Source organism: Yersinia aldovae 670-83, from assembly GCF_000834395.1.
GTDB classification, from domain to species: domain Bacteria; phylum Pseudomonadota; class Gammaproteobacteria; order Enterobacterales; family Enterobacteriaceae; genus Yersinia; species Yersinia aldovae.
In genome coordinates, this window is the sequence record NZ_CP009781.1 from 3,810,814 (window position 1) to 3,825,547 (window position 14,734).

Below are 14,734 nucleotides of genomic sequence, written 5' to 3' on the forward strand. Positions count from 1 at the left end.
TAGACATCAAAACAGTACTATATAAAAAGTACGAGGGCATTCAGTGTTATTCTATTGTGAACTCCTGGCAAGATTTTTATCTAAAAAATAGAATAATGGATACTCATAAAAATAATATGTTCATATTAATAAATTAAATTATAAGTGTTTTTATTAAAGCTAGTGAAATATAAGGAGAAGAAAGAATGAATGGACTCTCTCCCCTCGGCGACGATTATTCTGTGAGTCGCTTACCTTTATCTGCCAAATCAAGTTTTCTCTCAGTCACGTTGGTCAGAGTGGGTGCAATAACAACATTAGCCCAATTTATGTTAGGTGCTACCTTGGGGCATGGAATGACGTTTACCCAGGCGATGCTGGCAACCTTTTTAGGGAGTTTACTGCTCCAATTTGTTAGCCTCGGACTTGGTATTGCAGGCGCTGCCTGAATCAACGCAATTAATTGGCTGGAAGGCTATCGCGGCTTGTGTTGTAGGAACTATCGGCGGTATGAATATTGATTTTGGTATTCCGTCATTCAATTCATTAATCATTGCCAGTGCTATTTATTGGGTAATTTGTATCATAAAGAAAAAGCCATAATTTTATATTATGACATTGTGATATCTATTGGGCTAAATATTCTATATCCATAGAATTTCTTTAATTTAAAAAGGAGGAAATAATGATGAATGAAAATAATCACAAAAAAATAATTGGTTCTAAGGGACTTGATGCAGAGCCTTTCGGTTCCCTCATATCATTTATGGAAAATAATGATGAGCCTTGGGGTGTGAAAGATTGTGAATCACGTTTTATGTATGCCAATAAAACCACCCTTAAATATAGCCAATTACCCCTTAATTTTGATATTGAAGGCCGATTAGACAACGAATGTCCTGCCCAGTGGGCAGAATTTGCGCCAGATTTACAAAAGCAAGACAGGGCCGTTGAGACGGATAAGAAACGTGTAGCTATGATTCAGACCTGTTTATTTGGTCAGGAGCATACGCTTTGTGAAAAATCCCCTCTATTTAACAATGAGAAAAATGTATTGGTACTGTTTTTCATGTAACAAAATTCAATTTTATTTCTGTATGTGACTTATTTAATAAGGCCCCACCTCCAGTATTGATAATGAAGCCACCTACAAATGATTTCACTAACAAAGAACTTGAAGTGATATTTTTCTTATTACAATCCCTCAATGCTAAAGAAATAGGGAAAAAACTAAACCTTTCTAACCGTACAATAGCAAATAAATTGCAATCGATATATGGAAAGGCGAATGTAAACTCGCAAAGTGCCTTTGAAGAATACTGTAAAGCTGAAGGTTTTAATCGATATATTCCCGAATGGCTTATTAAAGCGGGCTGTACATTTATTTAGACCTTATGAGAATTTTCCGCGGGGTGGGGCGCATTAACGCGATTCGGTAATGTTTGAATGCTGCCAATTGCTGAATATCAGTCTGTTGAATATCCATTGCGACGGCGTCGAGCAGGATGTTGATGCGCTCTGATACCTGCTTTATCAACGCGGTTTTCTGTTGGGTTGCAGCGGTAATGCTGCTGGCTTTTAATTCCTCTTGAGCGCCTTCCCAGGCGGTTCCCATCCATCTATTAAACTTATACGTTGGCGGAATTAGCGTTTGATTATGGGGAATTGGTTCCTGTGCGAAAATGACAGATTCATGTTCGTCTGTACTTGATGTCAGCCCGGCCAAGAGGGTTATAAAGTCATAAATCAGAGTAGGATCACATTTTGAAAATTATATAAATAAAATTTATTAATTCCATTTAAGAACTCATCCGATGTGTCGATAGATAGATGATTAATCTTAGTTAACCATCTGGATCATCTTTCGACAAGGAGTTGGTATGAGTGCATCGGTCAATATGATTGCACCTGCTTCATTGGCGGGTTCTATGGGGCGAGTCAGTTTATCTGCACCCACAGGGAAAGACGATGTTGTATCTGTAGCAGCGACACGTACAGCTCAAACGATAGCTATGACACACTTGACCACCGTGCCGGCGAGTAATGAGCTTTACTACAGCATGGTTGCGAATCTTGGTTTGTCGCGTGCTGAAGGAATTGTGGCAGATAAGGAGAGTATTCTCGGTAGCAATAATATACCTCTCTCAAGTGGGCAAGGATCACAGCAAGCGGACTATTCATTAGCATTGCTTGCTAAAGACGTCTACTCTCCCATTTCAGGTAACTTTGCTGGTTTTTCCCGTTTAAGTGACCGTGCATTATTGTCAGCAGGTATCGATCCTGCGAGTTTATCTAATAGCGCTTCAGGTTTTATGGCTGGAATTTACTCTGATAATCAACAATATGTTTTAGCCTTTGCTGGCACCAATGATATGCAGGACTGGTTGAGTAACATTCGTCAAGCTACCGGCTATGAGGATGTGCAATACAATCAGGCTGTTGCTTTGGGGAAGGCGGCAAGAATGGCTTTTGGCGATGATCTGGTGATCACCGGGCACTCGCTCGGTGGTGGGCTGGCGGCCACTGCAGCGTTAGCAACCGGAACTTTTGCGGTAACATTCAACGCTGCTGGCGTTTCTGATCATACACTGAACCGCATGGGGCTTAACCCCGTTCAAGCGCGGCTGGTGGCAGAGAATGGCGGGATTCGGCGCTATAGCGAACAATATGATTTATTGACAGATACTCAGGAGTCTACATCACTGATTCCTGATGCGATTGGCCATAAAATCACTCTGATAAATAGCGATAAACTCACCGGGTTGGATGATTGGCTACCGCATAAACACCTGGAGCGCCGTCTGGCGGCGCATGGTATTGATAAAGTTCTCAGCTCAATGGATGAACAGCAACCTTGGGGGCGGCAGGATGCCTGAATCAACACTGATAATAAGGGTGAAACGTCAGATACGTTACGTCATCTTTGGTGTTTTGGTCCCACTACTGAGTTTTGAGGCACACGCAATGACAGATATTAACACGGCTTTCAGCGATCCATTGGTCATGCCAATTGCAGAGGCGATTGTTCGCGGAGACGTAAAACAGATCCATCAGTTGGCCAATACAACATTATTACGTCAGCAAGGTGAGCAGTCGATAACTTTACTGCAATGGGCGATCCTTAACCAACAGCCAGAAAGTTTGACGGCATTATTGCAAGAGTACGCAGATCCTTCTCAGCCCGGATTACAAGGCGATACTGCATGGCATACCGCAGCCAGTATTCAGGATGCGCATTACATGAATCTTTTACTCGATGGCCGCCTCCAGCCGAACACGCGAAATAGTGTGACATTAGCGACACCACTGGCGGCCGCCGTTATGGCCGGGCGTGAAGTACAAGTGATCTTATTACTGGTTGCTGGGATTGATCCGAATCTGGCCGATCGGATGGGAGATACCCCACTGCATTTAGCGGGTAAAACCAATGCACCAGACTTGGCTCTGCGCTTATTAAAAGCTGGTGCAGATCCTGAGTTACGTAACAAGCAAGGGGCAACGTTTCAACAGTATTTAGCGATGACCCCGATTCCCCTGCAAAGCGCTAAGATGCAGAAAAATTATCAGCAATTGAATGCCTGGCTACGCGGGAAAAAGTGGGCAGAGGTCTATCAGCAACCGTTTGAATAATAAAAAACCGCTGAGTTTGACGTCAGCGGTTTTTTGTTCGCGTGTTGAGTTATTAACCCGTAGTTTTAGTATCAGGCTTGTCTTTCGGTTTACGGCGTTTGCCCACATTTTTGGCATCGCGGTGACGAACTTTAACCTTCACTTTTTCTTTACTGGCTTCTTTTAGCTCTTTACGCTTCGCTAAGACCTTTTTAGAGGGTTTACCTGTGGCTTTTTCGCTTGGTGCCTTGCTGGTAGGGCGCAACTCATCAATAACCCGAGGCTTCAGTGGCTCGTTCAGGTAACGTCCAATCTTGCCCAATAACAGATGGTCATGGGCTTCCACCAATGAAATAGCCACACCTTTACGCCCAGCGCGACCTGTACGGCCAATGCGGTGCAGGTAGACGTCAGAGGTCAGCGGCAGATCAAAGTTGAATACATGGCTGATGTCGTCGATGTCCAGGCCGCGTGAAGCGATATCTGTTGCAACCAGCACATTGACGCGACCATCACTGAGGCGAATAACCGCTTCAGTCCGTTTGGCCTGAACCATTTCGCCTTCGAGGAACCAAGCGTTAATCCCGGCTTCACGCAGCCAACTGACTAATTGGTGTACCTTTTCACGGGTACGAACGAAAATAATCGATTTCTGCACTTCTGGTTGCTTTAACAGATGCACCAGCAAGGCGGTTTTATGTTCAATACTGTCTGCGCGGTAATACCATTGCAGAATTTTTTTACGTTCGCGACGTGATGGGTCTGCTTCCAACTCTACCGGCTCGTTCAGAATGCGTTCTGCAAACTCACGTATAGCTTCACCTTCAAGCGTAGCGGAGAACAGGAGTGTCTGTTTGCGCCAGCGGGTTTCTGCGGCGATGGTTTCAATATCTTGTGCGAAACCCATATCCAACATACGGTCAGCTTCGTCCAGAATCAGGGTTTCCACAGCCCGGCAGTCAAAGTTCTCTTCTTTGATGTATTGCAACAAGCGGCCGGTGGTCGCAACCACGATATCCTGATTCTCACTAAAGACTTCCGCGTGATTCATATAAGCCACACCGCCGGTTATCGTCGCGATATCCAGTTGTGTATGTTTAGCTAACTCACGGGCTTGATCCGCGACCTGCATGGCCAATTCACGGGTTGGCGTCAGGATTAGAATCCGTGGTGGGCCAGATTTTTTGCGTGGGAAATCCAGCAAATGCTGTAAGGCAGGCAGCAAAAAGGCGGCAGTTTTGCCCGTACCTGTTGGTGCCGAACCCAATACGTCGCGCCCATCCATCGCTGGCGGAATAGCCGCAGCTTGAATCGCGGTTGGACGCTCATAGCCTTTGTCACGCAGTGCGTCAATCAGGCGTTCATCGAGATCGAGTTCGGAAAAATTGGTTACAGTCATGGTCTTCCTCTACTTGGGGCGCCGATTATAGACGGGTTAGCCGAATTCTTCACCTGTTTAAGCGGTAATGATGTCTTTTCCCTTCAATCATATTGTCCTATGCTACGCCGGTTATAGATTCTGATGACTAATATGGGCGAGCAATTGAAGAAAAAACCGGTATTACGTGGTGGTGGTTTCACTTTTAAACAGTTCTTTGTGGCACACGACTGTTGTGCGATGAAAGTGGGTACCGATGGTGTATTACTCGGTGCCTGGGTGCCGGTGGATAATGCGCGCAGAGTACTGGATATTGGCTGCGGCAGCGGGCTTATTGCTCTGATGATTGCTCAGCGTTCGGCATCTGATGCACTCATTGATGGTGTTGAGCTGGAGCCTGCGGCGGCACAACAGGCGATTAGCAATGCAGAATCATCGCCTTGGGCTGCGCGTGTTCATATTTATGAGCAAGATGTCCATCAGTTTGCTGAAAACCATCCTCAACAGTATGACCTGATTGTCAGTAATCCACCTTATTTTGCTCCCGCTGTCGCCTGTCGCGATGAAGCGCGGGATACCGCACGTTATACCGGTTCATTAACACATTTAGCGCTACTAAATTGCGCTGAGAAGCTTATCACAGACGACGGTATATTTTGTGTGGTTTTACCTCATGAACTGGGAATTGAACTGGCGCGGCTTGGCGGTCAGATGGGGTGGTATGTTCGTGGTCAGGTTAATGTCAGGGATCGCCCCGGTAAACCGCTGCATCGAATGTTGCTGACACTGTCGCGGCAAGCGGGTGAGGCGATATATCAGGAACTGGATCTGCGCCAATCTGAAGGGATTTATTCAACCGAATTTCGTCAGTTAATCAGTGACTTCTATCTTAATTATTAAAAGTATCTCAATTATTAAAAGACATCAGCATATTCAGGGCGTATTATTTCGCCCTGAATATGCTGATGTCTTGAGCACAAAATTATCTATGGTTGAAGAATGGTCGGTTGCGGATTTTCCATTTGATCAGGATAATCAAGGGTATAGTGCAAGCCACGACTCTCTTTACGCGACATGGCACAGCGCACAATCAACTCAGCAACCTGCACCAGATTACGCAATTCCAGTAGATTATTCGAGATGCGGAAATTGGCGTAATATTCATCAATTTCCTGCTGTAACGTATTAATTCGGCGTAAGGCTCGCTCTAAACGCTTGGTTGTTCGCACGATACCGACGTAATCCCACATAAACAGACGTAATTCATGCCAGTTATGTTGAATGACAACCCGTTCGTCGGAGTTATCGACACGACTCTCATCCCAGTCCGGTAAATGCTTGGCTAACTTGGCATTAGGCAACCGTGTCAGAATATCCTCAGCAGCAGACCAGCCGTAAACCAGACACTCCAACAAGGAATTGGATGCCATGCGATTAGCACCATGTAACCCGGTATAACTCACTTCACCAATAGCATATAGCCCATCCAGGTCCGTGCGACCATGTTGATCAACCATCACACCACCACAGGTATAGTGCGCGGCTGGAACGATTGGAATGGCTTCTTTGGTCAGATCGATACCCAAAGACAGTAGCTTTTCATAGATCATCGGGAAGTGTTGCATCACAAAATCAGTCGGTTTATGGCTGATATCCAAGTACATGCAATCAGCACCAAGACGTTTCATTTCGTGGTCGATGGCGCGAGCAACGATATCACGCGGGGCCAGTTCGCCTCGGGTGTCAAAATCGAGCATGAAGCGACTACCGTCAGGGCGCTTAAGGTAAGCCCCTTCACCACGTAAGGCCTCAGTCAGTAAAAAGTTACGTGCTTGCGGGTGAAACAGGCAGGTAGGGTGGAATTGGTTAAATTCCAGATTGGCAACCCGACAACCAGCACGCCATGCCATAGCAATACCATCACCTGAGGAAATATCCGGATTGGTGGTGTATTGATAAACCTTGGCCGCCCCTCCTGTCGCTAAAACTACCGCTTTGGCGCGAAGTGTCTCGACCTTCTCTAATTCACGGTTCCAGACATACGCTCCCACCACACGTTTGGTTCCCGGTAAGCCAATTTTATTCGAGGTAATAAGATCCACTGCATTACAGCGCTCTTTTACTAATATATTAGGGTGGGTGCTTGCTTTACCGACTAAGGTGGTTTCTACTTCTTTACCTGTAGCATCAGCAGTATGCAGTATACGGCGATGACTATGACCCCCTTCACGGGTAAGGTGATAGCGCTCTTCACCACGGGCATTGGTTTCGGTATCAAAAAGGACGCCTTGATCAATTAGCCACTGTACGCAAGAGCGGGCGTTACTGGCGATAAACTCTACGGCGTCTTTGTCACAAAGCCCGGCTCCGGCGATCAGGGTATCATCGACGTGTGAACTGATGCTGTCAGTTTCATCAAAAACAGCAGCAATACCTCCCTGAGCATAAAAAGTGGCACCTTCATTGAGTGGCCCTTTGCTCAGAACAGTAACTTTACAATGTGGTGCGAGGCGTAGAGCCAAAGACAAGCCGGCAGCGCCACTTCCGATGATCAATACATCGCTAACGTGTTCAGATGATGATTGCATATCGTATGATGTGTGCAGAAGAAGAGTGAATTTCATGTTAGCCTATCTCCCAGAGCAAAAGCTATGGGTATAAGATGTCTAAAGAATATTCAGACGAAAAATCTGGCAACATGGAACTTTGCAATTTTTATAAACTCCAAGCGAGTGCTTGCTCAGGAAGATAAAGATATGGCTGGCAGTACTACTTTTAGCGTGAGGATATATTTCGGGAGAGTCCACCTCGGATGAGCGAGCAGTTAACCGATCAGATGCTGGTTGAGCGGGTCCAGAAAGGGGACCAAAAATCGTTCAATTTACTGGTTATTCGATACCAGCATAAAGTTGCGAGCCTCGTATCCCGATATGTGCCTCAGGGCGATGTTCCTGATGTTGTTCAGGAATCTTTTATCAAGGCTTATCGTGCATTGGAATCATTCCGTGGCGATAGCGCTTTTTATACGTGGCTATACCGTATTGCTGTTAATACAGCAAAAAATTACTTAGTCGCTCAGGGGCGGCGCCCGCCATCCAGTGATGTGGATGCAAATGATGCTGAAAACTATGAAAATGCGGGTGCACTAAAAGAAATATCGAACCCTGAGAACTTAATGTTGTCTGAAGAATTAAGGCAGATAGTTTTTAAAACCATAGAGTCACTTCCTGAAGATCTTCGCATGGCGATTACACTCAGGGAGCTGGATGGTCTAAGCTATGAGGAAATAGCGGCCATTATGGACTGTCCGGTGGGTACTGTGCGTTCACGTATCTTCCGTGCCAGAGAAGCTATCGATAACAAAATTCAGCCGCTAATTCAGCGATAAGCGGACACACAAAGGGTATTTTGGCATGCAGAAAGAAAAGCTTTCCGCTCTGATGGATGGAGAAACTCTTGATAGCGATCTGCTAGGGGCTTTGTCGAAAGATAAAGCATTACAGCAAAGCTGGCAGAGTTATCATTTGATCCGTGACACCCTGCGGGGGGATGTTGGTGAAGTCTTACATCTGGACATCGCCAGCCGTGTTGCAGAAGCACTGAAAAAAGAGCCAGCTCGCTTTATTCCTGGTGCAGTACCTGAATCTCAGCCACAACCACATGTCTGGCAGAGAATGCCTTTTTGGGCAAAAATTCGCCCTTGGGCCAGCCAGATTACCCAAGTGGGCGTTGCTGCTTGTGTTTCTCTCGCAGTCATTGTTGGTGTTCAGCAATATAACCAACCTGTATCTGGTACATTGCAATCAGAATCACCGGCGTTTAATACTTTGCCGATGATGGGCAAAGCATCACCGGTCAGTTTTGGTGTGCCTGCTGATGGTTCCTTTGGCACCAATCAACAGCATCAGGTTCAAGAGCAGCGTAGACGTGTCAATATGATGACTCAATTGCAAGATTTCGAATTGCAACGTCGCCTGCCACAAAATGACGTGCTGCAGCAGCCTTCAGCATCAACCCAAGCGGCGATTCAAGTCCCTGGCACTCAGTCCTTAGGAATGCAGCAGCAGTAATGAAGCAACTTTGGTTTTCCGTCTATCTAGCGGCGGGCAGCCTGTTTATGCCAACAATTGCATCGGCGGAATCCACGCCGATGCAATTGTTGCAGGAAATGGGCAGTGCCACCCAGTCGCTCAATTATGAGCTGTCATATATCAATGTTAACAAGCAAGGGATTGATTCTCTTCGCTATCGACATGCTATTCTGGATAAAAAGACATTAGCGCAGTTATTGCGTATGGATGGTCCACGTACTGAGATTATTCAGCGTGGCAATGAGATAAGCTATTTCGAGCCTGGGTTTGACTCTTTTACGCTAAGTGGTGAGCATATTGTCGATGCCCTGCCTTCTGCGGTATTCCCCGATTTTGAAAAACTGTCAAAACACTATAACTATATTGCACTCGGCCGTGCCCGTGTGGCTGATCGGCCATGTCAGGTCATTAGAATCGTGGCACGTGACAGTACGCGATATAGCTATATTATCTGGATGGATGAGGCAACAAAACTCCCGATGCGGATAGACTTGCTAGATCGCGATGGCGAAACACTTGAACAGTTTCGGGTGATTTCATTTGCTGTCGGTGAGCCTATTCAAGATATTCTGCAAGGCGTGCTAAAACTGTCTATGCCGCCATTGCTTGCGCTGCCAGCTAAAAACAAGGTGGATTTTACCTGGACACCGCGTTGGTTGCCGGAGGGCGTGACCGAAGTGTCGCGTAGCCGTCGTACATTGCCTAATATGGATGCACCGACAGAATCCCGATTATACAGTGATGGCTTATTCAGCTTTTCAGTAAACATTAATCCGGCGGGTAAAGATGTTCCTTCAGAACAATCCCTGCGCCAGGGGCGTCGCACTGTTCAGACTGAAGCTCGTAATAATGTAGAAATCACGGTAGTGGGTGAGTTACCTCCTTCAACTGCGAAGCGTATTGCCGATAGCGTTGTACTGGAATCGGCAAAATGATGAAAGAATGGGCTACAGTGATTTCGTGGCAAAACGGTATTGCTTTATTACGCTGTGAGCCACATTCAGGCTGTGGGAGCTGTCATGCTCGCCGTGGTTGCGGTAGTCACTTATTAAATGAGCTAGGGCCTGAATCAGAGCATCATTTGCAGGTCGCTATTTCGCAACCACTAGAACCTGGGCAAAGGGTTGAAGTTGGAATTAGTGAGGGCAGCCTGTTACGTTCTGCTTTACTGGTCTATTTAACCCCTTTGGTTGGGTTAATTGCAGGTGGTGCTTTATTTCAGTTCTTATTCTTAGCCGATGTTTATACAGCGCTGGGATCTATTTCTGGTGCTAGTTTAGGATTCTTACTTGCCAGAAAGTTGGCCAGCAGGATTGAAGGGCAAAGTGCTTATCAACCGACAGTATTACAAATAGGGTTGCCTCCAGCGGCTATCCGTATTCAACAACAGTAACACGTATTACCTAATCGGCATGGTAGGCTGGGATACGGTTTTGAATCATATGCTCAACTAATGCAATAAAGAGATCTGCACTGACTAATGCTGAGTAATCTATTGTAAAGAGCATTTTACCTTTAGCGTCAAATAGTCGAATTTTATCATGATATGTTTCTCTTTGAGTTTCGATATACAGTATGTCTTCCATATTAATAATGCCCTCGCTTGTAGCCAAACAATGAGCACTAAGTGAAATCGGCGATGTCTCTATTGCAAGAGTGCTATCTTTAATTATATTAATAATACTGTGGAGCATTAGTTTCACAAGCCAGTTGTCATTTTTTTAATCACTTCGAATAAAATAGGCTCGCCTTTTGATAAGCTATCTAAACTAATCATGCCGACATTGATTACTTGTTGATGTATCAGAGTGTTCATTAGGGGGTATGCATTTTTTATATTGTTTACAATGATATTCCAAGGCTGAGATTTTGAAGTGCGAAAAGCCATAGCATTAATTTTACCATCAGAGTTTATTCCTAAATGGTATTTATGAATATATCGAATTTTATTAAATGGAATAAAATAGACTTTACCATTGTGGTGGTTGAACACGCGAACTCCTTTCTCATACAGGAAGTAGGTGAACATTGGGTTACTGTGTAAACGTAGATAAAGTAAACTACTTAATGTTATTGCTGCAATGGCCACACATAAAATAGAAAGAACCGAAGGGGTGGAAAAGAGGGGTGTTGTAACTGCGAGAATAATAATTACCAAGCTGAATGCAAGTATAAATATTATTGAAAATATAGTTAGCACTGAGTTTTCTTTTCTAACCTCATGGCGGCTCAGGATTTTCCCTTCATCGATCATAATATTATCCTTGTCATTGCCAAGAGGAGATCTCACTTGGTTATTACAATTTAATATTAATACTCTATGTTGTTTTCTTGTTGAGTATATGGGCATTCTCCTAAAATTATTAGCGATAGAATATGGATAAATAGAGTCAGGCTTCGACCGTTACATCGCGTGGTTGCTCTTTGGCGATTAGAACTACTATTCTCAATGTTATAATCTGACATGGCTATCGATATAATAAAGTATGGGGAGTGGATCTTTGCTGACTAACTCTGAGGAAAAAACATGGAGTCAGATATCTTTGCAATAGCGTCAGATGGGAAGGTAAAGATACATTTATACAGGATAAATCAGGTAACAAGCTAAGTGTGATGCCTTTCACGAGGCTGAGTTACAGTGTAAGATGCGTGCATATTTATGTGGGTAGTTTTGGGTTTGAGTCCATCGCTGTGTCCACCAATAATTAATTAAAGACAACGACTAGAGAAAAATTCATATAAATGAAGCACATAAGAAACTTTTCTATTATTGCCCATATTGACCACGGTAAGTCGACGCTATCTGACCGTATTATTCAGATTTGTGGCGGATTATCTGAGCGCGAAATGGCCGCTCAGGTGCTGGATTCTATGGATCTGGAGCGCGAGCGTGGCATTACCATCAAGGCGCAGAGTGTCACACTTGATTACCACGCCAAAGATGGTCAAACCTATCAACTTAACTTTATCGATACCCCTGGTCACGTTGACTTCTCTTATGAAGTTTCCCGCTCTCTGGCGGCCTGTGAAGGGGCATTGCTGGTCGTTGATGCAGGGCAAGGTGTTGAGGCCCAGACGCTAGCGAACTGTTACACCGCGATGGAAATGAACCTGGAAGTGGTTCCAGTTTTAAATAAAATCGACTTGCCTGCCGCCGATCCTGAGCGCGTTGCTGAAGAGATTGAAGATATCGTGGGTATTGATGCCACCGATGCTGTGCGTTGCTCAGCGAAAACCGGCGTGGGTGTGCCTGATATCCTTGAACGTTTGGTGCGTGATATTCCGCCGCCAAAGGGTGATCCGGACGGGCCATTGCAGGCACTGATTATCGACTCCTGGTTTGATAACTATCTGGGTGTTGTCTCATTAATTCGTATTAAGAATGGTTCGTTACGTAAAGGCGATAAAGTTAAGGTCATGAGTACTGGCCAAAGCTATAACGCTGATCGTCTGGGTATCTTTACACCAAAACGTGTCGATCGCGATATGCTCAATTGCGGTGAAGTAGGCTGGTTGGTGTGTGCGATAAAAGACATCCTTGGCGCACCGGTTGGCGATACTTTGACATTAGCCCGTAACCCGGCAGAGAAATCATTACCGGGCTTCAAAAAGGTTAAACCTCAGGTTTACGCAGGCTTGTTCCCAATTAGCTCAGATGACTATGAAGCCTTCCGTGATGCGTTAGGTAAACTGAGTCTTAACGACGCCTCGTTATTCTATGAACCAGAAAGCTCCACCGCTCTGGGCTTTGGTTTCCGCTGTGGTTTCCTTGGTTTGCTGCACATGGAAATCATTCAGGAACGTCTGGAACGTGAATATGATCTGGAGTTGATCACCACAGCACCGACAGTCGTATATGAAGTGATCACTACCAGTCAGGAAACCATTCATGTTGATAGCCCATCGAAACTGCCTGCGCTGAACAACATTGAAGAACTGCGTGAGCCGATTGCTGAATGTCATATGTTGTTGCCGCAGGAGTACTTAGGTAACGTCATTACCTTGTGTATTGAAAAACGTGGTATGCAGACCAACATGGTCTATCACGGTAATCAAGTGGCGCTGACATATGAAATTCCGATGGCTGAAGTGGTACTCGATTTCTTTGACCGCTTGAAATCAACATCCCGTGGTTATGCGTCGTTGGATTACAATTTCAAACGCTTCCAGACGTCTGACATGGTGCGTGTTGATGTGCTTATCAACAACGAACGAGTCGATGCTTTGGCGTTAATTACTCACCGTGACAACGCGCAGTATCGTGGCCGAGATCTGGTTGAGAAAATGAAAGAACTGATCCCACGTCAGCAGTTTGATATTGCGATTCAGGCCGCCATTGGTAACCACATCATTGCCCGTTCAACGGTGAAACAGTTACGTAAAAACGTGCTGGCGAAGTGTTATGGCGGTGATGTTAGCCGTAAGAAAAAACTTCTACAGAAACAGAAAGATGGTAAGAAACGTATGAAGCAGGTGGGTAACGTTGAATTACCACAAGAGGCTTTCCTGGCGATTCTGCATGTCGGTAAAGACAGCAAATAAGGAGTTTTCATGGCTAACATGTTTGCCTTAATTTTGGCGTTAGCAACGCTGGTGACGGGGATTATCTGGTGCTTTGAGCGGTTTAGATGGGCACCAGCCCGTCAGGCAAAAATTGCGGCTATTCACACGCAAACTGCGGAAATTCAAGCTAAAGCTGGCAGTGCTGTCGATAACAAGACTTTAGCGCAAGCGGCAAAGCAACCGGGTTGGATTGAGACATGTGCTTCAGTCTTCCCGGTATTAGCTTTGGTATTTATCGTGCGTTCGTTTATTTACGAACCGTTCCAGATCCCTTCTGGCTCGATGATGCCTACCATGCTGATTGGTGATTTCATTCTGGTTGAGAAGTTTGCTTATGGGATTAAAGATCCCATAACACAGACGACATTGATTCCGACTGGTCATCCGAAACGCGGTGATATTGCTGTTTTTAAATATCCACTGGATCCGCGTTTGGACTACATCAAACGTGTCGTGGGGTTACCGGGTGATAGGGTGAGTTATAATCCTATTAGTAAAGAAGTAACGGTTCAGCCGTCGTGCAATAGCGGAACCTCTTGTGATAGCGCGCTGGCGATAACTTACAGCACGTCTGAGCCAAGTGATTTTGTGCAGACATTCCGCTATAGCGGTAATGGTGAGGCTTCGGCCGGGTTCTTCCAGATCCCAACCAATGAAGCGGTACCTGATGGTGGTGTTCGTCTGCGCGAGCGCACCGAGAGCCTTGGGCCTGTTGCACACCATATTTTGACTGTTCCGGGCCGTCAGGACCCGGTTGGTGCTTATTATCAGCAACCTAATCAGCCGTTAGGGGTTTGGGTTGTACCGCAAGGCCACTACTTTATGATGGGTGACAATCGGGACAATAGCGCAGACAGCCGTTTCTGGGGTTTTGTGCCTGAGCGTAATCTGGTGGGTAAAGCCACGGCTATCTGGATGAGTTTTGAAAAGCAAGAAGGTGAATGGCCAACGGGAGTGCGTTTAAGTCGTATTGGTGGAGTTCATTAATATAGGCTATACCCAAGTAAGCGGGGGCATTAAAACGCAGCATTATATTTCCACTCGTTGTAGAATAAGCTTTCGAGCGATAAAAAGTTGGCTCCCTGATGGGAGCCACTGCAAACGAAACAGTTTT

Annotated in this window: 14 protein-coding genes and 2 pseudogenes; 12 read left to right on the plus strand and 4 right to left on the minus strand. The window is 45.4% G+C overall.

All coding sequences use genetic code 11. The features are described 5' to 3' along the window. Positions 1-185: 185 nt before the first annotated feature. The 3 genes and pseudogenes from AT01_RS17130 to AT01_RS22375 form a co-directional block, all read left to right on the plus strand. Positions 186-422 (plus strand): annotated as a pseudogene (locus AT01_RS17130) (cytosine permease); the annotation flags it as partial. 242 nt (positions 423-664) lie between these two features. Continuing rightward, a complete protein-coding gene (locus AT01_RS22370) occupies positions 665-1,054 on the plus strand; it encodes a PAS domain-containing protein (protein WP_235427183.1) in 390 nt (129 codons plus the stop codon). 62 nt (positions 1,055-1,116) lie between these two features. Beyond that, positions 1,117-1,368 carry a helix-turn-helix transcriptional regulator gene (locus tag AT01_RS22375; RefSeq protein WP_235427185.1) on the plus strand — a complete coding sequence of 84 codons (252 nt, stop codon included), beginning with the start codon at positions 1,117-1,119 and terminating at the stop codon, positions 1,366-1,368. Here the strand turns inward: AT01_RS22375 and AT01_RS17140 are convergent. Next, positions 1,361-1,705, minus strand: a complete 345-nt coding sequence (locus AT01_RS17140; protein WP_235427186.1) for a tail fiber assembly protein — start codon at positions 1,703-1,705, stop codon at positions 1,361-1,363. The two genes, AT01_RS22375 and AT01_RS17140, sit on opposite strands and share 8 nt — an antisense overlap. 286 nt (positions 1,706-1,991) lie before the next feature. Here AT01_RS17140 and AT01_RS17145 point away from each other — a divergent pair, with 286 nt between their 5' ends. Both AT01_RS17145 and AT01_RS17150 read left to right on the plus strand, forming a co-directional pair. Next, positions 1,992-2,855 carry a phospholipase gene (locus tag AT01_RS17145; protein ID WP_391592589.1) on the plus strand — a complete coding sequence of 288 codons (864 nt, stop codon included), beginning with the start codon at positions 1,992-1,994 and terminating at the stop codon, positions 2,853-2,855. A gap of 88 nt (positions 2,856-2,943) precedes the next feature. Beyond that, a complete protein-coding gene (locus tag AT01_RS17150) occupies positions 2,944-3,609 on the plus strand; it encodes an ankyrin repeat domain-containing protein (protein ID WP_042548006.1) in 666 nt (221 codons plus the stop codon). Positions 3,610-3,661: 52 nt separating this feature from the next. Here AT01_RS17150 and srmB read toward each other — a convergent pair whose 3' ends face one another. Continuing rightward, a complete protein-coding gene (srmB, locus tag AT01_RS17155; RefSeq protein ID WP_004703990.1) occupies positions 3,662-4,987 on the minus strand; it encodes an ATP-dependent RNA helicase SrmB in 1,326 nt (441 codons plus the stop codon). Between the two features lie 132 nt (positions 4,988-5,119). On the opposite strand from srmB, the gene trmN reads away from it, so the two are divergent. After that, a complete protein-coding gene (trmN, locus tag AT01_RS17160; RefSeq protein ID WP_042548691.1) occupies positions 5,120-5,866 on the plus strand; it encodes a tRNA(1)(Val) (adenine(37)-N(6))-methyltransferase TrmN in 747 nt (248 codons plus the stop codon). 86 nt (positions 5,867-5,952) lie between these two features. Here trmN and nadB read toward each other — a convergent pair whose 3' ends face one another. Next, a complete protein-coding gene (gene nadB / locus AT01_RS17165; RefSeq protein ID WP_004703992.1) occupies positions 5,953-7,554 on the minus strand; it encodes an L-aspartate oxidase in 1,602 nt (533 codons plus the stop codon). 224 nt (positions 7,555-7,778) lie between these two features. On the opposite strand from nadB, the gene rpoE reads away from it, so the two are divergent. Genes rpoE through rseC form a run of 4 tightly spaced genes read left to right on the plus strand, consistent with a single transcriptional unit; the run spans position 7,779 to position 10,450 of the window. Next, positions 7,779-8,354, plus strand: coding sequence for an RNA polymerase sigma factor RpoE (gene rpoE, locus AT01_RS17170; protein ID WP_004703993.1), 576 nt, complete (start codon positions 7,779-7,781; stop codon positions 8,352-8,354). A 25-nt stretch (positions 8,355-8,379) separates the two neighbouring features. Next, entirely contained in the window at positions 8,380-9,036 is a 657-nt protein-coding gene (rseA, locus tag AT01_RS17175) for an anti-sigma-E factor RseA (protein WP_042548008.1), read from the plus strand. Continuing rightward, complete coding sequence (rseB, locus tag AT01_RS17180; protein ID WP_042548009.1) at positions 9,036-9,992, plus strand: sigma-E factor regulatory protein RseB; 957 nt, start codon at positions 9,036-9,038, stop codon at positions 9,990-9,992. Before rseA ends, rseB begins: the two co-directional genes overlap by 1 nt. Further along, entirely contained in the window at positions 9,989-10,450 is a 462-nt protein-coding gene (gene rseC, locus AT01_RS17185; RefSeq protein WP_042548010.1) for a SoxR-reducing system protein RseC, read from the plus strand. Before rseB ends, rseC begins: the two co-directional genes overlap by 4 nt. Positions 10,451-10,460: 10 nt before the next feature. On the opposite strand, the pseudogene AT01_RS17190 reads toward rseC, so the two are convergent. Next, positions 10,461-11,311, minus strand: a pseudogene (locus AT01_RS17190) (hypothetical protein). A 488-nt stretch (positions 11,312-11,799) separates the two neighbouring features. On the opposite strand from AT01_RS17190, the gene lepA reads away from it, so the two are divergent. After that, complete coding sequence (lepA, locus tag AT01_RS17195) at positions 11,800-13,599, plus strand: translation elongation factor 4 (RefSeq protein ID WP_004703996.1); 1,800 nt, start codon at positions 11,800-11,802, stop codon at positions 13,597-13,599. Between the two features lie 9 nt (positions 13,600-13,608). Continuing rightward, the gene (gene lepB, locus AT01_RS17200; protein WP_042548011.1) at positions 13,609-14,607 is read left to right on the plus strand and encodes a signal peptidase I; all 999 of its coding nucleotides are present in this window, start codon (positions 13,609-13,611) and stop codon (positions 14,605-14,607) included. Positions 14,608-14,734: the final 127 nt, after the last annotated feature.